A 19,680-nucleotide genomic window follows, 5' to 3' on the forward strand; every position below is an offset into this window, starting at 1 on the left:
GCGTTTTATCTGAATTTTGTCTGCGTTTTATCTTGTCTGACCTTATCTTTGCGTCTTAACCATGTCAAACGCAAAACCTTCAGGCAATGTTGAATAAAATAAGTATTAACGCTTTATTTCAATAACAGGTATTTGCGCCCATTTTGGTGGACGATGATAACGTCCAACCACTGAACTTAAGAATAAAAAGGCAATCAGTGAATACATCAAACTACTCAGATCAAGAAAAACGACAGCGGCAATTAATACACAGATATCCGCAATTAATGTGGTTTTACCCGCATGAATCTCAAATCGACGTTCTAAATAAACCGCCAAAATATTTACGCCACCCAGAGAAGAGTTATGACGAAACAAGATAATCAATCCAAAACCAACCAACAAACCGCCTAATGTGGCAGCTAAAATAGGATTAATAGACAAGGATACATAATGGTTCATCAACTCAGACAGTGCCGACAATAAACTGATGCTGAAAAATGTACGGAAGGTAAAATCTCGACCTAGTGTGTACCAAGCCAATATATAAAAGGGAATATTTAATATAAAAAACAGCTGACCGAAAGATAAGTCTGTGACTCTAAGAAGAATCATACCAACCCCTGCGGTTCCACTAATGAGCAGTCCAGCAGAATTCAAGATATGCAATCCTAATGCAACGAGCAAGCAACCCTCTACGATAGAGAGCCAACGATGAGTAATGTTCATAACAAGATCCTTAACAAGAGCTGTATTAACTTTTGGTTAATAACAGAAATTTGTAACCTACGTTTCTTGTGGAAACGCATCACTTACATCAAACTCAATATTGAGTCTATAAGTAGAAAACAAAGCATATTTCGTACCATAACATGATAGAAAGTCATCTCTTAAGATCTTTTTCACATATCTGTGATTCATTTCCATTTCTAAATACATTAGCGCTATTCATAAAAACAGAAACAGAGCTACAATACTCGAATGAGAATAACACTTAGACAACTACAAATATTTGAAGCCGTTGTTCATACGGGTTCCGTCACCGCTGCGGCAGAGTTGGTTTCTATTAGCCAACCTGCAGCAAGTCAAGCACTCAGGGAGCTAGAAGCACTTCTTGGACGCCCTCTTTTTCGTCGGCACGGTAAACGCTTACAAATAACACCTCAAGCGCGGCACCTTTTGCCCCAAGCTCGTGCAGTCCTCAGTCAAATTGAACAAATAGAAAGCATGGGGAACGAAGACGAACTAAGTGGCTCTTTGCATTTAGCAGGCAGCGTGAGTGTCGGCAACTATCTTCTTCCGAAACAAATGTCAGCGTTTAAACGCCAGCATCCTAATATTCGTTTCAATTTGGACATAGGCAATACACAAAGTGTGATTCAGCAATTATTAACCGGTAAAGCTGAAGTTGGCTTTATTGAAGGTTATTGCCAGAACGCCGAGTTAATGACTCAAGTGTGGTTGAAGGATGAACTGGTTGTATTTGGTTCAGCTCAAGAAGAACGCCAAGAAGATTTGTCATGGGACGATTTAAAACAAGCAAATTGGGTAATGCGAGAAGCAGGTTCAGGCACTCGAAATATCTTAGAGCAAGCAACTGCGACACACATATCACAACTTAATGTTGTGCTTTCTTTGGCGCACATGGAAGCAGTAAAACAAGCCGTCATCCATCAAATGGGATTAGGCTGTTTATCTCGCATGGCGATTTCTCAAGAGCTCAACTCAGGGTTAATTCGTCTTTATAAAACACCGCTTCAATTGAGTCGGAATTTATTAATCGTCACACCGAAAAACACGGCGTTAACTCAAAATGCAGAACGCTTTATCGAACTCTGCCGTGCAGCGCCAATATTGCCTAATCTCTAGACAGTCTTGATAGCAGAATGATTTCTACGTATTCACCATGTCGCGTTTTTTTATGATTGTACTTTATAGCAAGATGCCTACAATCATTTCATAACGAATATAAATTATGTGAAACTCATAAAAATTATGAATATCAACAAAATTGACCTCAACCTTCTTATTTATCTCGATGTTCTCCTCAGAGAATGCAATGTAACGCGTTCGGCAAATAAACTCAGCATCACTCAACCGGCGATGAGTAATGGCTTAAAAAGATTACGGGACTTATTAAACGACCCTTTGCTGGTTAGAACCAGTGAAGGTATGAAGCCGACTGAAAAAGCCCTTCGCTTGCAACCTATTGTCCGCAAAGTATTGCTTGAACTAGAAGAAGCATTACAACCTGAATCAGACTTCAACGAAACCACCAGTACACGTGTATTTCGAATCATGGCAAGTGATTACGCCACATCCACCGTCATTCCACGTCTGCTGACTCGCCTACGAGAACAAGCTCCAGGCATTACGCTGGATATTATGACGCCAAGTGATGTTACATTTCATGATGTTGAAGCCGGCAAAATAGATATGGCGATCAACCGCTTTGAAGAATTACCTCAGTCGTTCCATCAGAAAAGCGTTTGGTTTGATACTTTTGTCTGCATGATGAGCTCGAACAATCCGATCAAAAATTACTTTGATATTGAAGCCTACCTAAAAGCTCAACATATTTGGGTAAGTAAAACCGGGTTTGGCATTGGGGTGGGCATGGACCCAACCGATGTCCAAAAATTGGGCTGGGTGGATGAGGCGTTGCAAGCTCTGGATCACAAACGCAGTATTCGAGTCTTCACTCGAAGCTATCACACTGCAATGCACCTTGCTCTTGAGCAAGATTTGATTGCAACTTTGCCGAAAAAAGTCGCCATGATAAACAAGAAAAATCCTGATCTTGTTATTTTAGATCCTCCGTTTGATATTCCAGAGATCGAGCTAAAAATGATTTGGAGTCCACTACTCCATCATGATGCGAGTCATATTTGGTTTAGACGACAGGTCATTGATGTGGCGAACGAACTGCAAGCGCAAACAAAGTAAGCGTAAACCAAATAAACCTTATATACAGACAACAAATTAATTAGAAGTAGAGCTATGTTTTCCGTTTCCCATATTCACCACATCGCTATCATTTGCTCTGATTATGGCGTTTCGAAGCATTTTTACAGTGAACTTCTTGGTTTCGAGATTATTAAAGAAACTTATCGCGAAACACGCCAGTCTTATAAATTGGATCTTGCTATCAATGAGACACAACAGATTGAGCTGTTTTCTTTTCCGTCAGCACCCGCAAGACCGTCCTACCCAGAAGCCCAAGGCTTAAGACATTTAGCTTTTGCGGCTCAAGACTTAGAAGCTTGCATAAAACATCTAAATCAACATGGCGTCATAACAGAGGCCATCAGAGTCGATGAATTAACAGGGAAGAAATTCACCTTCTTCGCCGATCCAGATAACTTACCTATTGAGCTTTACGAAGCATAAAAAAACGCCCATCATTTTTCATAATGGGCGTTTTTATTAACGATTAGAAAGTTATAAAGATTTAGCACTTTCCGCCAGGTAGGACGCAACACCTTCTGGTGAAGTATCCATGCCTTTATCGCCTTTGTTCCAGCCTGCTGGGCAAACTTGACCATTTTCTTCAAAGAACTGAAGCGCATCAACAACACGAACCAATTCATCCATGTTACGGCCGATTGGCTCATCGTTTACCACTTGTGAACGAACGATGCCTTTTTGGTCAATAACGAAAGACGCACGCATTGCAACGCCAGCTGGGTAGTAAGAATCGCCACCTTCAGATTCAATGCCGTATGCTTTCGCAATCGCATGATCCATATCTGCCGCCAACGTATATTCTACTGCGCCGATGCCGCCTTGCTCTACTGGCGTGTTACGCCAAGCGTTGTGAGTAAAGTGTGAATCGATAGAAACACCAATAACTTCTACGCCCATTTCACGGAATTTATCCATACGGTGAGACATAGCAATGATTTCAGAAGGACATACGAAAGTGAAATCTAAAGGATAGAAAAATACGATTGCGTACTTACCTTTAATGGTTTCAGACAAGCTAAAAGAATCCACTATTTGGCCATCAGCCAATACCGCTGGAACTGTAAAATCAGGTGCTTTTTTACCAACTAAAATAGACATTTTTGACATCTCCTTTTATTAAAAATTTAACTCTTAATGATTTACCCATTAAGTATTTGACTGAATGATGTTACTTATTCTTCTGATGAAGCAACCGCTTCTGTGATCAACGTTTGTAATTCGCCGTTACCCGCCATTTCAACAATAATATCGCAACCACCAACTAACTCGCCTTTAATCCAAAGCTGAGGAAACGTCGGCCAGTTAGCAAATTTTGGAAGCTCTGCACGAATATCTGGATTGTCTAGAATATTAACGAAAGCAAAACGCTCGCCACAAGCCATAAGCGCTTGAACTGCCTGAGATGAAAAACCACACTGAGGTGCACGAGGGTTACCTTTCATGTACAACAAAATATCGTTGCTGCTAATTTGCTCTTTTATTGTGTCGATTGTATTACTCATAATAGAAACCTCGTTTTTTAAAACTGCATTTAGTATTCGCTACTTCTTACGACAAAAAACAGCGATAAGATGTGCGATAAAGATCACTACAAAATGAACAGTCATTAATTTCATTGGAAAGTTGTCTCAGTTTATTGGGTCTGTGGGGGGATTTACAACCCCATAAAGGCGCTTTCCTTTGTACTTTCTCTTGTTAATTAGCCTTTACTCACTTGCCTGAGTGTATTAAATTGGTCGATTCCCTTTTCAAAAGATAATTAAGGAGTCCTAGCGTGTCGCCTAGACATTTTCTTACTCTGAAGGATTTATCCTCCGACGAGTTAAAACAATTATTAGTACGAGCTTCTGAGCTTAAGAAAATCCATCATGAAGGCACTCTATTTCAACCGCTAAAAGGCCGTGTATTAGCGATGATTTTTGAAAAGTCATCGACTCGAACTCGAGTCTCTTTTGAAGCAGGTATGGCACAATTTGGCGGCCACGCTTTATTTCTTTCTTCTCGCGATACTCAACTCGGACGTGGCGAACCAGTCGAAGACAGCGCTCGAGTTATTTCGAGTATGGTTGATGCCGTGATGATCAGAACCTTTGACCATGAAACCGTTGAAACCTTTGCTAAGTATTCCTCTGTGCCTGTTATCAATGCACTAACAGACGATTACCACCCTTGCCAGCTATTAGCCGACATGCAAACCTACCAAGAACATCGTGGCTCTATTGAAGGTAAAAAAGTCGTTTGGGTTGGCGATGGCAATAACATGTGCAATTCCTACATCAACGCAGCTGCATTGCTCGATTTCCAACTTGTCGTAGCATGCCCTGTCGGTTATGAACCCAATGCGGAACTCGTCTCTGAACACAAAGACCGCGTCACGGTTTTACACGACGCTCATGAAGCGGCGAAAAACGCAGATCTGATTGTGACCGATGTATTTGCCTCAATGGGACAAGAAGACGAACAGGAACAACGCGTAAAAGATTTCGATGGCTTCCAAGTAAATTCAGCATTAATGGCAAAAGCCAATTCTGATGCGCTATTTATGCATTGCCTTCCAGCTCATCGCGGTGAAGAAGTCTCCGCTAACGTTATTGATCAAGTCGACTCTGTTGTTTGGGATGAAGCCGAAAATCGTTTACATGCCCAAAAAGCATTACTTGAATTTTTACTCTGTAACTAGCAAAGTACTTATGAAAGAAGAAAGCAAGTTCTCTAGGCTCGTTTAGATGTATCTTAACGGGTCTTTTTATTTTTTAAGAGGCTTTTTCACGAAGCATCGAGAAAAACTCATCAACAGCGAATTATCATGAGCATCATTGAAGTTAGGCATTTAAAAACACTGTCAGCCCTAAGAGAAACAGGCAGCTTAGTCGAAGCTGCCGAGCGAGTTCATTTAACTCAATCTGCACTTTCTCACCAGCTGAAAGACCTTGAAGAAAAGCTAGGATGCCTTCTTTTTATTCGAAAAACCAAACCTGTCCGTTTCACCAGCGCAGGCTTGCGTTTATTACAACTCGCAGATGATGTGCTTCTTTCATTTCGATCAGCACAAAGAGATATACAACGATTTGCTGAAGGTGAAAGTGGTCGATTACACATCGCCATCGAATGCCATAGCTGCTATGAATGGCTAATGCCAACCATTGACCATTTCCGTGAACATTGGCCGGACGTTGAATTAGATCTTTCTACTGCTTTTGGTTTTATGCCTTTACCAGCATTAGCGCGTGGGGACTTAGATCTTGTTGTTACGTCAGACCCTCAAGACATTCCAAATATCGAATACATTCCTTTGTTTCAATACGAATCTCAAGTGGCTTTGTCTCGTCATCATCACTTGGCGAAAAAAGAGTTTTTGACACCGGACGATTTTAAGAAAGAAACACTCATTACTTATCCTGTTGAAGCCGAGCGCTTGGATATCTTTAAGCACTTCTTAAACCCTGCCGATGTGTCGCCAGCTAAGGTACGTCATAGTGAATTGACACTGATGATGATGCAGTTGGTTGCGAGTGGCCGCGGTGTGTGCTGCTTGCCTAACTGGGCTCTAACGGAATACACCAATCGACAATATGTGATTACTAAATCATTAGGAGAAGAAGGGATTTGGTGCAAATTGTATTTGGCAATCCGTACAGATCAGCGAAATAATGCTTATATGGAAGACCTTATTTCTACCGCTTCAAAAACCTGTTTTAAAAACCTAAAAGGAATTTTGGCGCCGGAACTCTAACGTTATAAACGCAAAATAATCGTCATCACCAGCATCAAGATAACGTTTTCTGATGCTGGTCGCGAGACCAAATCAAACTAAACTTAGCGCCACCAGACTCACTTGAATCAATCAACACTGCTCCGCCATGCCAGAAGGCAATCCGCTGAACAATAGCCAAACCCAAACCATAGCCACCTGACGCACGTGCCCGACTGTTATCTAAACGCTGGAACGGAACAAAAACCTTGTCTCTATCTTCGAATGCAATGCCAGGCCCATCATCTTCCACATCTAACTGCCAACGGTTTGAATTGTCATAGAATGAGATTGTAATGTTACTTGTTGCATACTTTGATGCGTTTAAAATAAGGTTCTGTAATGCTCGGATTAAATGATGCTCGTCCGCTAGAACAATACTGGTTTCACTAATATTCACATCAACAGTCAGGTGCTGCAGTAACAAGTGATTGTTCTCTAAAATGCTATTAACTAACTCATAAATAGACAATTTACTGAAGTTGAGTTCCATCGAACCGCTTTCTAATTTACCGTAAGTTAATACTTCGTCAACCAGTGTATTAAGTTCTTCGACATCGCCTTCTAATGCTTCTATGGTTGGTCCAACTGAATCATCTACTTCGTCTTTCATAACCTCAAGACCAAAACGCAAACGTGCAATTGGTGTTCTCAGCTCATGAGAAATAGCATTTGTCATTTCTCGCTGAACTTTTAATAAGCGTTCAATATGAGAGGACATGGAATCAAAAGAATAGGCTAACTCTTTTAACGTACCGCTGCTGTCAGGAATATTTTCTGATAAACCGCTACCGCTTCGTCCCTGTGCGATTTGACGCATAATACTTTCAAAAGTTTGCCGCTTGAAATCAAGTGAAATCAGTTCTCGCCAAATAAGTAAAAGCATGACGATAATGCCAAAACTAACAATAAGCGCAACAACCACAGACAAAGATATACCGTTTTTCTGAACAACAGACAGATGAATAACGTCATCGTGGCTTTCGTCTTTCCATAAAAAACCATATTGACCATAAGCACTGTAAACTAGGCCTACGTCGGTTAACGGTTGTGATTCTTTGAAAGAGAGAAACTCAATAGAAATACATGACATATTTTCAAGTAAGGACAACTTATCTTGATATGTAATTTTGTCTGTTAGTAATAAACGTTCTAATAAGGGTCCAAATTGAAACAATCGATCCTGTCGATCAACAACGCCAGTTAATAGCGGTTTATCAGATGAACCAAATACCAAACGATAACTATGACTTGGAAGTTCAAACCAGCTTTTTTGCGCTATCAAAGGAGAAATAAGAGAGGCCGGTAGAGATTTTTTAGAATGGAGGGTCCAATCAAACTCAGACCCTGAAAGTTCTTGATTTACACCAGACAGTAAAAGAGCAGAACTAATTTCAGCGTCAGCACAAAGTAATTGTTCAGCATGTGATGCACTAAACTTAATTTGGGCGATTTCCATGATGGCGTAACAACACGCCACAATGATCACACCACCAATAATAAGGTGGCGATATAAACGCAGTATTTCTACTCTCACGATCTTGCTATACTTCTTTAACGAATAAGTAGCCTTTACTGCGAATCGTTTTAATACGACGAGGATGTATTGGATCATCGCCTATTTTTGAACGAATACGTGAGACCCTAACATCGACAGAACGATCCTGACCATCGTATTCAATGCCACGTAATTCACCAAAAATTTCTTCTCGGCTCAAAATACGGCCAGCATTGCTTGATAGCAACCATAACAAATCAAATTCGGCGCTCGTCAATTCAACCTCTTCATCAAGCAACCAAGCTTCACGACGAGAGTTATCAATTTTTAACGGTCCGAAAGTTAAGTTCTGCTCTTTCTTAACAGAACTAAGTGATGGGCCGGCATCTTGTGAACTGCGACGTAACAACGACTGAATTCTTGCTAACAATACACGAGGTTTAGCTGGTTTAGAGACATAGTCATCAGCACCTATTTCTAAACCTAAAATCTGATCCACATCGTCACTACGAGCCGTTAACATTAAAATCGGCCCTTTGTATTCGCTACGAACACTACGACAAACCGTAAAACCATCAGCACCAGGTAACATAAGATCAAGAATCACAATGGACGGCTGCTCAGCAACAATACGAGAAATCGCCTTACGCCCATCTGATTCAATATCAACGTTAAAGCCATTCTTTTGCAAGTATTCTTGAGTAAGCAAAGCTAATCGCTCATCGTCTTCAACAATCAAAATTGTTTGCTTGTCATTTACGCTCATGAACAATCCCCGTTCAGTTATTACGTTTAAAGTTAATACTCTAAAAACTATCTTATAAGAAAGTTGTTAATTTGATTAAACCTTTCTCGATTGGCGCCAAGATCAGAGTACCCAGCACGAGAAGCAGAACGAAAATGCACAACACTGTCCGCTTCTGGTAAATAGAATTCGACATCATCAATATAGCCAATCAATTTACTTTTCACTTCAAAATGAACATAACCCAGCTCGCTACTTACAATTCGCACATTACTACTGGTTAGTAAAAGAGATTCAATTTGAAGTTGTGTTTCTTTTCGATCACCGCGGTAAACAATAGGCTCAACGTAATGAGTCGCATCTTCAGGATCAGCTTGAGTTGATACGCAATTTGGCGATATAGGACATGAGCTAAATTGACCATCAACAACACCAAGCCCTTCAGGCAATCGATTACTCATAACCACATAAACACAAAACCCTACAACTAAGGCAACAATCAAGGCAAATATCCAGCGAACCATGCTTCTACGACTCCTAACCGTTTTTTACATTAACGAAATGATCTTTTACCTGGTTTTTTAGGTTTAAACTCAGGTTTGTCACTACTTTGCCAATCAAAGCCTTTATTAGAAGAGCGACGTGCTCCGCCTGCTGTGGCTTTGTTTTTGTGACGTTTAAGCTCAAGCTTTTGCTGCTGCGTTTTCGGTTTCAATTCCGCAACTTTAAGATCCACCATAGAACACAATGAACTTACTTCGGAGTCTTCCATTTCAACCCAACGACCTACTTTCGCCTTAGAAGGCAAGAAGATCGGTCCAAAACGCACACGTTTCAAGCGGTTAACTTTAACACCTTGAGATTCCCATAAACGGCGAACTTCTCGGTTACGGCCTTCCATCAAACACACATAGAACCAACGGTTGATACCTTCACCACCGCCATCAACAATGTCAGTGAATTTAGCTATACCATCATCCATCATCACGCCTTTTTTCAAGGCTGCTGTATTTTCTTCGGTCACTTCACCCATTACACGGACAAGGTATTCACGATCGATCTCTGTTGATGGGTGCATTAATCTATTTGCTAATTCACCATCCGTAGTAAAAAGTAATAGCCCAGATGTATTAATGTCCAAACGGCCTACTGCAATCCAACGCTCACCCCGTAATTTAGGCAATTTGTCAAATACCGTTGGTCGTCCTTCTGGGTCTTTTCGAGTACAAACTTCACCTTCCGGTTTGTTATAAATAATGACTCGACGATTTTCACCTGCTTCTGCCGCAATAATAGAATAACCATCTATTGTAATTGCGTCGGTCAAGCTAACACGGTCACCCAATGTTGCTACTTCGCCATTTACTGTCACTCTTCCTTCGCGGATACGAGTTTCCATTTCACGACGTGAACCTTGACCAGCTCTGGCTAATACTTTTTGTAACTTTTCGTCCATTACGAACCTCTTAGAGGGAATGCTTCTCAGCAACCCAGTTTGAATAAAATTTTGTTAATTATCTACATTATAGGCCACAGACAGTGGGCCTTGACAGCTGAATATGAAACATTTTACGAAAATGGTGCTGGATCACCTGCGCCAACACGAATGACTTCTATTTTATCAGCATCCATTTGCACAACAGTCGTTGGTTGCAAGCCACAAAACCCACCATCAATGACTAAATCGAGTGCATGCTCTAAAGTGTCTCGAATATCATAAGGATCTGTCATTGGGTCTGTGTCACCAGGCAATATTAGAGAGGCACTCATTATCGGCTCACCTAATTCCTCTAATAATGCAGAAACAATTTTATTATTTGGAATCCGAATGCCTATAGTTTTTCTTTTGGGATGCAATAATCGCCTTGGCACTTCTGATGTTGCGCTAAAAATAAAAGTATAAGGGCCCGGAGTATTATGCTTTAGCAATCGATACAGGCGATTATCAAAACGCGCGTAAGTCGATATTTCAGACAAATCACGACATACCAAAGTAAAATTGTGTTTATCATCTAAACGACGAATGGCCCTGATTCGATCCAATGCTGATTTATCACCAAGATGGCAACCAAAGGAATACCCGCAGTCTGTTGGATAAGCAATGACGCCGCCATTACGAATCACTTCTGCCGCTTGTTTCACCAAACGAGACTGAGGGTTTTCTGAATGTATTTGAAAAAACTGACTCAAGGCAATCTCCGCTTACAAAAAACTGATTAAAACACTAATTAAAACCAAATAACCTACCGACAACAACGGCCTAAATAAAACATTAGCCCCAAGTTTGCCAAACTAAATCCACTTTAGTTTCATGTATTTGGGTGTATTTACCAACCTGCATCCAAGGCCCAAACGGACCATGATAATCACTTCCAACGGACGCTTTTAGATCAAATTCAGCAGACAATCGCTCTAATAATCGCACGCTATCTGGTCGCTCATTTCCTGATGCGACCTCCATTCCTGTGCCTCCCCATTTTTTAAAATCAGTTAACAAGCGTTTTAATTTCGTCACTGTCAGTGGATAGCGTTTAGGGTGAGCTAAAATCAATTCTATATTTTGACCAGACAAAGAGTTCAAAACACCTTCAAGCTCAGGCCAAACATCCCGAAGCTGTCCTAAATGCTTATTCCCTAAATAACGATCGAAGGCTTTATTGCCATCTTTCACAAAACCTTTTTCCACCAGTAAACTTGCGAAGTGCGGTCGACCAAGCTGGCTTTTACCAGCCAATGCAACCGCTTCATCGTATAAGTCAGGCAAGCCTTGCTTTACTAAGAGGTCAGCAATACGACGTGCTCTATCAAGACGTATCATCTGATTTTTTTCAACAATTGATAACAAAGCTGAATTATCTGAAGTGAAATTCAATGCCACCATATGCAAGGGAATACCATTCCATTGTGTCGATAATTCAACGCCATTAATAAAACTCAACCCATGCTCTGCCGCTCTTTGGCTCGCTTCAACGAGTCCATCTAACGTGTCATGATCAGTAAGGGCAAACAAAGAAACATCTTGCTCTACTGCAAGATCAACCAGTTCAGTTGGCGAAAGACGACCATCTGAGCGAGTAGAATGTGTGTGTAAATCGACTTTTCTGTAACTCGCAGTTTCAGGCATAGATTGATTGTTCTTTAAAAGGAATGATGTTTATCATTAGAACAGCATACATAAATTGGTTTTTATATGAAAATACTATTCGATATGACCGTTCTTTTTATTCTGCTACAAGATATTCATCTTTCATCACACTTACAAAATAAGGAATAGACATGCTGTACTCCATTATTGGCACAGATGTAACAAATAGCCTAGCCGCTCGTCAAAAAGCACGTCCTGAACATTTAGCTCGTTTAACCACATTACAAAATGAAGGCCGCTTAGTATTAGCTGGACCAAACCCAGCCATTGATTCCGACAACCCGGGCGACACAGGCTTTACTGGTAGTGTAGTTGTGGCTGAATTCCCTAGCCTTGAAGCAGCAAAAACTTGGGCAGACAGTGACCCTTATGTAGCAGCTGGAGTTTATGAGAGTGTCTCAGTAAAACCATTCAAACAAGTTTTTCCGAACTAGTTCATTATTGATAAAACAAAAAATGCCGCAAAGAACACATTGTTTCTTTACGGCATTTTTATTAGATACTTAGTGAGCGACTAATAAGAAGCTAAGCTTTTACATCTGAATGCCCAAGATCTCTTTCTGGATCAATCTCATCACGCATTCTTTGTTTTAATACTTTGGCTTCTGGAAATCCCTCTTCTGCTTTTCGACACCAAATTTCTTTGCCATTTACGCGCACTTTAAAAATCCCACCTTGAGTTGGCAATAAAGTGACACTTTTTATGTCATCGTCAAAAGTGGTTAACAGCTCTTGAGCCAACCAAGCTGCGCGCAACATCCAACGACATAACGTACAATACTCAATTTCTACAGCAGCAGTTCGCATTTGCTTTCTCTCCAGTAAATTAACAAAACTCTCTTTTTACTATGTGGTGATTAAAACACCACAATGTAAAAGAACTTAAAAACGTCTTGGCATGTTATGACACGCCTCCTATTATTGGCGTATATATTAATAAGGAAACCAACCTATGTATAAATCTATCATTACTGGACTTGCTCTACTCGCTTTTTGCACTCAAGCACAAGCGGTTGAAGTAGACATTCTAACAAGCCAAGGCACAATTCGCATCGATTTAAACGAAGAAGCTGCACCGAAAACAGTTGAAAATTTCTTACGCTATGTCGATGAAGGCTTCTACGACGACACTATTTTCCATCGTGTGATTCGTGGCTTCATGGTACAAGGTGGTGGTTTTACCGAAGACCTAGAACGCAAAAACACACATAAAGCCGTGGCTTATGAAGGTGACAACCAACTCAGCAATAACCGTGGCACCATCGCCATGGCTCGCACTCAAGATCCAAACAGCGCGACATCACAATTCTTCATCAACCAAGTCGATAACAACTTCCTGAATCACGGCGCTCGTGGCGGGGCTGGTTACACAGTATTTGGTCAGGTCGTATCTGGCATGGGTATTATGGACACCATTTCTGCTTTACCAACGGGCTCAGTGGGCCCATATCAAAACGTACCCAATACGCCTGTTATCATTAAGAGCGTCACGCGTGTTAACTAGTTACCGATTACAACAACCTACATTAAGCTGGGGCGAAGATGGCGCACCTCATTCTACCCAGTTTGATGATGTGTATTTTGATAAAGAATCTGGATTAGAAGAAACGCGTTATGTTTTTTTAAAGCACAACAATCTTGCTGAGCGCTGGGCAGAGTTAAAACAAAACGCTTTTGTGATTGCGGAAACGGGGTTTGGTACAGGGTTAAATTTCTTATGCGCATGGCAAGCATTTTTAAACGATGCACCAAGAGATAAACAACTGCACTTTATTTCCGTTGAGAAATATCCTCTTACTAAAGAAACACTAAAAGCGTCCTTAAAAATGTGGCCGTCTATTGATGTTTTTAGCCAACAATTAATCGAAGCTTATCCAGAAGTCTGTCATGGTTTTCATCGTATTGAGCTTGAACAAGGTCGTGTTCAACTCACACTCTGGTTCGGTGAAGCAGAGGAAGGTTTTGCCGCTCTAAATGCCGATGTGGATGCCTGGTTTCTCGATGGTTTTGCACCAAGCAAAAATCCGGAAATGTGGACAGATAAGCTCTTCCAACACATTCATAGATTAAGTCACCAAGGAACAACCTGCTCAACATTCACCGCAGCAGGTATTGTACGACGAGGCTTAAGAGACGTTGGTTTTGAAGTTAAAAAAGTAAAAGGCTTTGGTCAAAAAAGAGAAATGGTCATTGGTGAGTTAACTCAAGCCAGCCGACCTTTGACAGAGCGAATGTCACAAGACCAAGCTTGGTTCAATGTACGACAAGAAGCTTCCACCCAAACCACGAAAGTCTTAGTTATTGGTTCAGGTTTAGCCGGTGCAAATACGGCTTACGCATTGGCTCAGCAAGGCGTTAGTGTCGTCGTTTGGGAGAAAGGCGATCATATTGCTTGCGCGGCATCTGGCAACCCTCAAGGCATGCTTTACCCAAAGCTCACTGCACAAGACTCTTTTATTAATCGTTTTTACTTATCTGCATACTTACACGCGACACGCCTTTACGCTAAGCTTGATAAAAATAAAACATTTTGGGATCAATGTGGTCTTATTCAAATTCCAAAAAATGATAAAGAGCACGAGCGATTTCAAAAACTCTTACAAACAAAACTCTACCCTAAGAGTATTTTGCAAGCTTCAGAAGAAAAGTCAGGAAGCCTACTGTTACAATTGTCTGGTTGGGTGGCTCCCGCCGAATTATGTCGCGCCCTTCTAGATCATGACAATATTGAAGTAAAACTCAATACAGCTTTAGAGCAACTCAAACAGATCAAGCCGACACAAAATAACTCTCAAGAAGACAACCAAACTCATATTCAATGGCAAGCAACATCCGGCGCCCAAGAACAGCGCTTTTCCCATATCGTATTTTGCACAGCAAACGATACGAACGATTTAAATATCATTGATAAAGCACCAACCATATCTGTTCGCGGGCAAGTCTCCAGCTTAACCGTAGAAAGTGCCATTCAAGCTTGCTCAGAAAAAGACGAACCAGTCAGTAAACTGTCTATTCAAAAGGTGTTGTGTGAATTTGGTTATGTATCACCGCCGATGGACGGACTAATACATTTTGGCTCAACTTATGATCTGGAAGATAACAACACCAAAATACACGATGAAGATCACAAGAAAAATCTAACGATTTTAGAGAATCTTCTCGAAATACCAAATAATACCTTCATGACCAAAGATTGTAAGGGAAGAGTGTCATTTCGTTGCGCGGTATCCGATCACACCCCTATCGTTGGCCCAGCACAATCAGAAAACGCCTATCGACAGGCTTATATTAATTTAACCAAAAACGCGAAATGGAAATCAGACAAGGTAGAAGAGTTCATAAGTCAGCTCTACATTAATATTGGACACGGTTCGAGAGGATTAATTTCCACCCCATTAAGCGGGAATTACATAGCCAGTTTAATAACCAATACTCCTTCACCGTTAGAGCAGGAAATCATCTATAAATTGCACCCTAGTCGATTTATCATCCGTGAATTAAAACGAAGCCAAGGCAGTTAATCATTTCCAAAAGTAACCATATGAGTCCTATCGACTCATATGGTTACTTTTGGCATTTCAAGCCTGGTACATTCAACTCTAGTACATTCAAATCAATCCTATGACTCAAACAATTCACAAACACCTGGAATAATCTCAGCAAACTGATTGGCTGTCTGTTGACGATATATATATTTATTCAGTTCAGGCAACAATGCACGTAGCTTATCACTTAGTTGCAACAAGCTTGGATTCATTGGCTCATAAGGATAAATATGATCTTGCAAACTCAGTTTATGCAATTCATCTAGTTCATCTTGCAAAATACTTTTCATCGCGAAAAAACGGTCTTTCTGATTAATATCATTGGTTTCCCAATATGCGTCAGAGAAAGCAGCATTTAATTCATAAAAGATATGCAGTGCATCAGTAACATTTTTTTTAGACATATTATCCTCATCTTTTTGAGCAATCTTCACATTGCCCCTTGTAATGTTTAACCCTAACCCTATAACCTATATTCTAAACATGAATGGATATAGGTGAATACCCCTTGAGTACAACAATGAGTCATGCCGTGACCTCGGACAATCTATGGCAATCCTTACAAGCCGAAGCTGAAAAGCTAGCAAAAGACGAACCCATTTTAGCCAGCTATTTTAACACTACCATCTTACGCCATGACTCATTATGTTCAGCATTAAGCTTTTTACTTGCCAGTAAATTAGACAGCATCTCAATTCCTGCCATGGTATTACGAGAAGTCTTCGAAGAAGCTATGGCAGATACTAACTCTGGCATTGTCAGATGTATCGAGCAAGATATTTTAGCGATAAAAGAAAGGGATGCCGCTTGCGACACCCTGACAACGCCTTTGTTGTTTTTTAAAGGCTTCCATGCTTTGCAAACTTATCGTGTTGCAAACTGGTTATGGAAACATAATAGAAAAAGTTTAGCCCTGTATCTACAAGGTCAAATGTCGATGGTGTTTAGTATCGACATTCACCCAGCGGCAACTATCGGATCAGGCATCATGCTTGACCACGCCACAGGGCTTGTCGTCGGTGAAACCTGCATTATTGAAGACAATGTATCGATTCTGCAATCTGTAACACTTGGCGGTACAGGTAAAGAACACGGTGATCGTCATCCTAAGATTCGTTCTGGTGTATTAATTGGCGCTGGGGCGAAAATTTTGGGTAATATCGAAATTGGTGTCGGCGCGAAAATTGGCGCCGGTAGCGTTGTGTTAGAAGCCGTGGAACACCACACCACGGTAGCTGGCGTACCAGCTAAAGTGGTTGGACGTAACACAGAAGGAGAGCCAGCCTTGGAAATGGACCACAACATCAACCATTGCCTTCGAGATTGTGCAGAATAGTACTTACCATCCGCCAATAAAACGAATCAATGATTACGATCTCAAATGAGGTCGTAATTGCTTAACGCATCCTTCGGTACCATCTTGATCGTTTCACTTTCCGTGTCAAACAACAAAAACGCTTCACCAGATTTAAGGTAGCGCAACGCTTGCTCTCGTTTCTGAGCAACTGACAAATCATAATCGCCATAGTCTGTACCATCTCGCGAAACAATATCATCTAAAATTTGCTCTAACGTGTCAGGCGATAATGAATCGTGTGGAATTAATGTATCCAATTAAAGTGCTCCATATTAATTAAAGAAAATGTTACACATCTAGCCTTTCGCTATTATGTCGGTGCAATAACACTGGATTTGTTCTAATGAGATCATGACAAAATAAACATGAATTAAATTCAATAAAGCATAATATTAAATCATTTTATTCATAATAACACTTCAGCATACACTATACCTACAGTTGATTATTCATTAAGCCGCTCACCATAAATCACAAAAGACAATGGGAGCCGCTTGATACCACTTTAGAAAATAGGATGCCAGATCACCATGAGTAACGATTTTACATTTAGCATCAAAAGTATTTGCCTCGATGAAAACTATCGTCCGGCAGACAATACACGCATCACGACGAATTTTGCTAATTTGGCACGAGGCCGTTATCGCCAAGCAAATTTACGTAACGCTTTAACCATGATTGATAACAGTTTTAATACTTTGGCTCATTGGGATAATCCAAAAGGAGATCGTTATTCTGTCGAACTTGAAATCATTTCCGTTCATGTGGGCATTGAAAACGGCGGTCAAGCTTTCCCTTCAATCGAGGTGTTGAAAAGCAATATTGTCGATCATAAAACCAATAAACGCATTGAAGGCATTGTAGGAAATAACTTTTCTTCTTATGTTCGTGATTATGATTTTAGCGTCTTACTGCAAGAACATAATAAAAACCAAAGCCAATTTAGTGTTCCTGATGACTTTGGCGTTTTACATGGAAAGCTATTTCAATCTTTTTTGAACTCAACGACTTATAAAGAAAATTTCCATAAAAAGCCTGTTATATGCATTAGTGTTTCGGATAACAAAATCTATCATCAAACTGAAAATCAGCACCCTATATTAGGGGTTGAATACCAACCTAATGAAACATCATTAACTGAACAATACTTTAAAGAGATGGGCTTACAGGTTCGTTACTTCATGCCGTCAAACAGTGTTGCTCCTTTGGCCTTTTATTTCTTTGGTGATTTGCTGAATGATTACACTAGCCTTGAGCTTATCAGCACTATTAGCACCATGGGAACCTTTCAAAAGATTTATCGACCAGAGATTTATAACGCCAATGTGGCGGCAGGAAAGTCTTATCAACCTGATTTAAAAAACCAAGATCATTCCGTGACGAAAATTATTTATGACCGGGAAGAACGAGACCAATTAGCCAGTAAGCAAGGAAAATTTGCTGAAGAGTACTTTATCAAGCCATATAAAACAGCTCTTAAACAGGTGGCCAGTCGTTCCTCTTAGCCCTTATTTTATATCGTTTACTTTTTATCGCATATTTTAAAACTAGTTCACCATACGGCAGCATGTATTATGAAGACATTGATTAACAAAAGATTATTACCCACGTCAACGGCAGGGAGTTTACCGAAACCCGCTTGGCTTGCAGAACCCGAAAAACTTTGGTCACCTTGGAAGTTAGAAGGCAACGAGCTAACTGAGGGTAAACAAGACGCTTTGCGCATTTCATTACAAGAGCAAAAATTGGCTGGCATTGATATTGTCAGTGACGGTGAGCAAACTCGCCAGCACTTTGTAACCACCTTTATTGAACATCTTAATGGTGTTGATTTTGAAAATCGTAAAACGGTTAAAATTCGTGATCGCTATGATGCGAGCGTGCCTACGGTTGTAGGACCGGTTTCTCGCCAAAAGTCTGTGTTTGTTGAAGATGCTAAGTTTTTACGCCAGCAAACCACACAACCTATTAAATGGGCCCTACCAGGTCCCATGACAATGATAGATACGCTTTATGATGACCATTATAAAAGTCGCGAGAAGCTCGCGTGGGAATTTGCCAAAATTCTTAATCAAGAAGCCAAAGAATTAGAAGCCGTTGGTGTGGATATTATCCAATTTGATGAACCCGCATTTAATGTCTTTTTTGATGACGTAAATGAATGGGGAATTGCTTGTTTAGAAAGGGCCATCGAAGGACTTAAATGCGAAACCGCCGTGCATATTTGTTATGGTTATGGCATCAAGGCCAATACAGATTGGAAAAAAACACTGGGAACCGAGTGGCGACAATATGAAGAAGCGTTTCCTAAGTTGCAAAAATCCAACATTGATATCATCTCATTAGAGTGTCACAACTCTCATGTTCCAATGGAGCTACTTGAACTCATTCGAGGCAAAAAAGTAATGGTTGGCGCCATTGATGTGGCAACTAATAAGATTGAAACGCCAGAAGAAGTCGCTGATACCCTACGAAAAGCACTTCAGTTTGTGGATGCTGATAAGCTTTACCCTTGTACTAACTGTGGTATGACGCCATTATCTCGGCAAGTAGCCAGAGGAAAACTGAGTGCCTTGAGTGCAGGTGCAGACATAATTCGAAAAGAATTAGCGGCAAAATAGTCTGTCTACACAATACTGTTTATACGCTACCCACCATTTCCCCTTTTTAAGAGGGGAAATGGTGGGTTAGTA

At 40.6% G+C, this 19,680-nt stretch carries 23 protein-coding genes; 11 read left to right on the forward strand and 12 right to left on the reverse strand.

Features of this window, described 5'->3' with window-relative positions; all coding sequences use genetic code 11:
- Positions 1–105: 105 nt before the first annotated feature.
- Positions 106–708, reverse strand: a complete 603-nt coding sequence (locus MUS1_RS08190) for a YitT family protein (RefSeq protein ID WP_036161137.1) — start codon at positions 706–708, stop codon at positions 106–108.
- Between the two features lie 252 nt (positions 709–960).
- On the opposite strand from MUS1_RS08190, the gene MUS1_RS08195 reads away from it, so the two are divergent.
- From MUS1_RS08195 to gloA2, 3 genes are all read left to right on the forward strand, one after another.
- Complete coding sequence (locus tag MUS1_RS08195; protein WP_036161140.1) at positions 961–1,848, forward strand: LysR substrate-binding domain-containing protein; 888 nt, start codon at positions 961–963, stop codon at positions 1,846–1,848.
- A 126-nt stretch (positions 1,849–1,974) separates the two neighbouring features.
- Positions 1,975–2,925 (forward strand): LysR family transcriptional regulator, encoded by a 951-nt coding sequence (locus MUS1_RS08200; RefSeq protein ID WP_036161143.1) that lies wholly within the window; start codon positions 1,975–1,977, stop codon positions 2,923–2,925.
- Between the two features lie 54 nt (positions 2,926–2,979).
- Positions 2,980–3,369 (forward strand): SMU1112c/YaeR family gloxylase I-like metalloprotein, encoded by a 390-nt coding sequence (gloA2, locus tag MUS1_RS08205; protein ID WP_036161146.1) that lies wholly within the window; start codon positions 2,980–2,982, stop codon positions 3,367–3,369.
- A 51-nt stretch (positions 3,370–3,420) separates the two neighbouring features.
- On the opposite strand, the gene MUS1_RS08210 is transcribed toward gloA2, so the two are convergent.
- Both MUS1_RS08210 and grxD read right to left on the reverse strand, forming a co-directional pair.
- Positions 3,421–4,044 carry a peroxiredoxin gene (locus MUS1_RS08210; RefSeq protein ID WP_036161148.1) on the reverse strand — a complete coding sequence of 208 codons (624 nt, stop codon included), beginning with the start codon at positions 4,042–4,044 and terminating at the stop codon, positions 3,421–3,423.
- 74 nt (positions 4,045–4,118) lie between these two features.
- Complete coding sequence (gene grxD / locus MUS1_RS08215) at positions 4,119–4,448, reverse strand: Grx4 family monothiol glutaredoxin (protein ID WP_036161151.1); 330 nt, start codon at positions 4,446–4,448, stop codon at positions 4,119–4,121.
- A 272-nt stretch (positions 4,449–4,720) separates the two neighbouring features.
- Here grxD and argF point away from each other — a divergent pair, with 272 nt between their 5' ends.
- Both argF and MUS1_RS08225 read left to right on the forward strand, forming a co-directional pair.
- On the forward strand, positions 4,721–5,626 hold the full coding sequence (gene argF / locus MUS1_RS08220) for an ornithine carbamoyltransferase (RefSeq protein ID WP_036161154.1): 906 nt from the start codon (positions 4,721–4,723) through the stop codon (positions 5,624–5,626).
- Between the two features lie 126 nt (positions 5,627–5,752).
- Positions 5,753–6,679: a LysR family transcriptional regulator gene (locus tag MUS1_RS08225; RefSeq protein ID WP_156924876.1), complete on the forward strand. Its 927-nt coding sequence runs from the start codon at positions 5,753–5,755 to the stop codon at positions 6,677–6,679.
- A gap of 34 nt (positions 6,680–6,713) precedes the next feature.
- Here the strand turns inward: MUS1_RS08225 and MUS1_RS08230 are convergent, their stop codons facing one another.
- The 6 genes from MUS1_RS08230 to MUS1_RS08255 all read right to left on the reverse strand — a co-directional run bounded on the left by MUS1_RS08230 (position 6,714) and on the right by MUS1_RS08255 (position 12,064).
- Complete coding sequence (locus MUS1_RS08230; protein ID WP_036161156.1) at positions 6,714–8,234, reverse strand: ATP-binding protein; 1,521 nt, start codon at positions 8,232–8,234, stop codon at positions 6,714–6,716.
- Between the two features lie 7 nt (positions 8,235–8,241).
- A complete protein-coding gene (locus tag MUS1_RS08235; protein WP_036161159.1) occupies positions 8,242–8,961 on the reverse strand; it encodes a response regulator in 720 nt (239 codons plus the stop codon).
- Between the two features lie 47 nt (positions 8,962–9,008).
- Positions 9,009–9,464 (reverse strand): DUF1499 domain-containing protein, encoded by a 456-nt coding sequence (locus MUS1_RS08240; RefSeq protein ID WP_036161161.1) that lies wholly within the window; start codon positions 9,462–9,464, stop codon positions 9,009–9,011.
- 29 nt (positions 9,465–9,493) lie between these two features.
- Positions 9,494–10,396 carry a 23S rRNA pseudouridine(2605) synthase RluB gene (rluB, locus tag MUS1_RS08245; protein WP_036161164.1) on the reverse strand — a complete coding sequence of 301 codons (903 nt, stop codon included), beginning with the start codon at positions 10,394–10,396 and terminating at the stop codon, positions 9,494–9,496.
- Between the two features lie 113 nt (positions 10,397–10,509).
- A complete protein-coding gene (locus MUS1_RS08250) occupies positions 10,510–11,130 on the reverse strand; it encodes an L-threonylcarbamoyladenylate synthase (RefSeq protein ID WP_036161167.1) in 621 nt (206 codons plus the stop codon).
- 82 nt (positions 11,131–11,212) lie between these two features.
- On the reverse strand, positions 11,213–12,064 hold the full coding sequence (locus tag MUS1_RS08255; RefSeq protein ID WP_036161170.1) for a PHP domain-containing protein: 852 nt from the start codon (positions 12,062–12,064) through the stop codon (positions 11,213–11,215).
- Positions 12,065–12,216: 152 nt separating this feature from the next.
- Between MUS1_RS08255 and MUS1_RS08260 the strand changes: the two genes are divergently transcribed.
- Complete coding sequence (locus MUS1_RS08260; protein WP_036161173.1) at positions 12,217–12,519, forward strand: YciI family protein; 303 nt, start codon at positions 12,217–12,219, stop codon at positions 12,517–12,519.
- 91 nt (positions 12,520–12,610) lie between these two features.
- Here the strand turns inward: MUS1_RS08260 and MUS1_RS08265 are convergent, their stop codons facing one another.
- A complete protein-coding gene (locus MUS1_RS08265) occupies positions 12,611–12,892 on the reverse strand; it encodes an Rdx family protein (protein ID WP_036161177.1) in 282 nt (93 codons plus the stop codon).
- A 145-nt stretch (positions 12,893–13,037) separates the two neighbouring features.
- On the opposite strand from MUS1_RS08265, the gene MUS1_RS08270 reads away from it, so the two are divergent.
- Positions 13,038–13,589, forward strand: coding sequence for a peptidylprolyl isomerase (locus tag MUS1_RS08270; protein ID WP_036161179.1), 552 nt, complete (start codon positions 13,038–13,040; stop codon positions 13,587–13,589).
- On the forward strand, positions 13,579–15,606 hold the full coding sequence (gene mnmC / locus MUS1_RS08275) for a bifunctional tRNA (5-methylaminomethyl-2-thiouridine)(34)-methyltransferase MnmC2/FAD-dependent 5-carboxymethylaminomethyl-2-thiouridine(34) oxidoreductase MnmC1 (RefSeq protein WP_036161184.1): 2,028 nt from the start codon (positions 13,579–13,581) through the stop codon (positions 15,604–15,606). Before MUS1_RS08270 ends, mnmC begins: the two co-directional genes overlap by 11 nt.
- Before the next feature lie 98 nt (positions 15,607–15,704).
- On the opposite strand, the gene MUS1_RS08280 is transcribed toward mnmC, so the two are convergent.
- Positions 15,705–16,034 carry a hypothetical protein gene (locus MUS1_RS08280; protein ID WP_036161456.1) on the reverse strand — a complete coding sequence of 110 codons (330 nt, stop codon included), beginning with the start codon at positions 16,032–16,034 and terminating at the stop codon, positions 15,705–15,707.
- A gap of 116 nt (positions 16,035–16,150) precedes the next feature.
- On the opposite strand from MUS1_RS08280, the gene cysE reads away from it, so the two are divergent.
- Positions 16,151–16,966 carry a serine O-acetyltransferase gene (gene cysE, locus MUS1_RS08285; RefSeq protein WP_036161187.1) on the forward strand — a complete coding sequence of 272 codons (816 nt, stop codon included), beginning with the start codon at positions 16,151–16,153 and terminating at the stop codon, positions 16,964–16,966.
- Between the two features lie 41 nt (positions 16,967–17,007).
- Here the strand turns inward: cysE and MUS1_RS08290 are convergent, their stop codons facing one another.
- Positions 17,008–17,244 carry a YheU family protein gene (locus MUS1_RS08290; protein ID WP_036161189.1) on the reverse strand — a complete coding sequence of 79 codons (237 nt, stop codon included), beginning with the start codon at positions 17,242–17,244 and terminating at the stop codon, positions 17,008–17,010.
- Positions 17,245–17,517: 273 nt separating this feature from the next.
- Between MUS1_RS08290 and MUS1_RS08295 the strand changes: the two genes are divergently transcribed.
- On the forward strand, positions 17,518–18,492 hold the full coding sequence (locus MUS1_RS08295) for a DUF1852 domain-containing protein (protein WP_036161192.1): 975 nt from the start codon (positions 17,518–17,520) through the stop codon (positions 18,490–18,492).
- Positions 18,493–18,561: 69 nt separating this feature from the next.
- Positions 18,562–19,608: a methionine synthase gene (locus MUS1_RS08300; RefSeq protein WP_036161196.1), complete on the forward strand. Its 1,047-nt coding sequence runs from the start codon at positions 18,562–18,564 to the stop codon at positions 19,606–19,608.
- The last annotated feature ends 72 nt before the right edge of the window (positions 19,609–19,680 follow it).

Origin of the sequence: Marinomonas ushuaiensis DSM 15871 (assembly GCF_000521805.1) — a bacterium.
GTDB lineage: Bacteria > Pseudomonadota > Gammaproteobacteria > Pseudomonadales > Marinomonadaceae > Marinomonas > Marinomonas ushuaiensis.

What these genes read in the sequence shown, in the direction of transcription:
- MUS1_RS08190 (WP_036161137.1), bottom strand. Translation starts at nt 708, where the DNA reads ATGAACATTACTCATCGTTGGCTCTCTATCGTAGAGGGTTGCTTGCTC.
- MUS1_RS08270 (WP_036161179.1), top strand. Translation starts at nt 13,038, where the DNA reads ATGTATAAATCTATCATTACTGGACTTGCTCTACTCGCTTTTTGCACT.
- MUS1_RS08195 (WP_036161140.1), top strand. Translation starts at nt 961, where the DNA reads ATGAGAATAACACTTAGACAACTACAAATATTTGAAGCCGTTGTTCAT.
- grxD (WP_036161151.1), bottom strand. Translation starts at nt 4,448, where the DNA reads ATGAGTAATACAATCGACACAATAAAAGAGCAAATTAGCAGCAACGAT.
- gloA2 (WP_036161146.1), top strand. Translation starts at nt 2,980, where the DNA reads ATGTTTTCCGTTTCCCATATTCACCACATCGCTATCATTTGCTCTGAT.
- MUS1_RS08295 (WP_036161192.1), top strand. Translation starts at nt 17,518, where the DNA reads ATGAGTAACGATTTTACATTTAGCATCAAAAGTATTTGCCTCGATGAA.
- MUS1_RS08210 (WP_036161148.1), bottom strand. Translation starts at nt 4,044, where the DNA reads ATGTCTATTTTAGTTGGTAAAAAAGCACCTGATTTTACAGTTCCAGCG.
- MUS1_RS08235 (WP_036161159.1), bottom strand. Translation starts at nt 8,961, where the DNA reads ATGAGCGTAAATGACAAGCAAACAATTTTGATTGTTGAAGACGATGAG.
- rluB (WP_036161164.1), bottom strand. Translation starts at nt 10,396, where the DNA reads ATGGACGAAAAGTTACAAAAAGTATTAGCCAGAGCTGGTCAAGGTTCA.
- MUS1_RS08200 (WP_036161143.1), top strand. Translation starts at nt 1,975, where the DNA reads ATGAATATCAACAAAATTGACCTCAACCTTCTTATTTATCTCGATGTT.
- MUS1_RS08240 (WP_036161161.1), bottom strand. Translation starts at nt 9,464, where the DNA reads ATGGTTCGCTGGATATTTGCCTTGATTGTTGCCTTAGTTGTAGGGTTT.
- MUS1_RS08255 (WP_036161170.1), bottom strand. Translation starts at nt 12,064, where the DNA reads ATGCCTGAAACTGCGAGTTACAGAAAAGTCGATTTACACACACATTCT.
- MUS1_RS08225 (WP_156924876.1), top strand. Translation starts at nt 5,753, where the DNA reads ATGAGCATCATTGAAGTTAGGCATTTAAAAACACTGTCAGCCCTAAGA.
- MUS1_RS08300 (WP_036161196.1), top strand. Translation starts at nt 18,562, where the DNA reads ATGAAGACATTGATTAACAAAAGATTATTACCCACGTCAACGGCAGGG.
- MUS1_RS08260 (WP_036161173.1), top strand. Translation starts at nt 12,217, where the DNA reads ATGCTGTACTCCATTATTGGCACAGATGTAACAAATAGCCTAGCCGCT.
- MUS1_RS08265 (WP_036161177.1), bottom strand. Translation starts at nt 12,892, where the DNA reads ATGCGAACTGCTGCTGTAGAAATTGAGTATTGTACGTTATGTCGTTGG.
- MUS1_RS08280 (WP_036161456.1), bottom strand. Translation starts at nt 16,034, where the DNA reads ATGTCTAAAAAAAATGTTACTGATGCACTGCATATCTTTTATGAATTA.
- cysE (WP_036161187.1), top strand. Translation starts at nt 16,151, where the DNA reads ATGAGTCATGCCGTGACCTCGGACAATCTATGGCAATCCTTACAAGCC.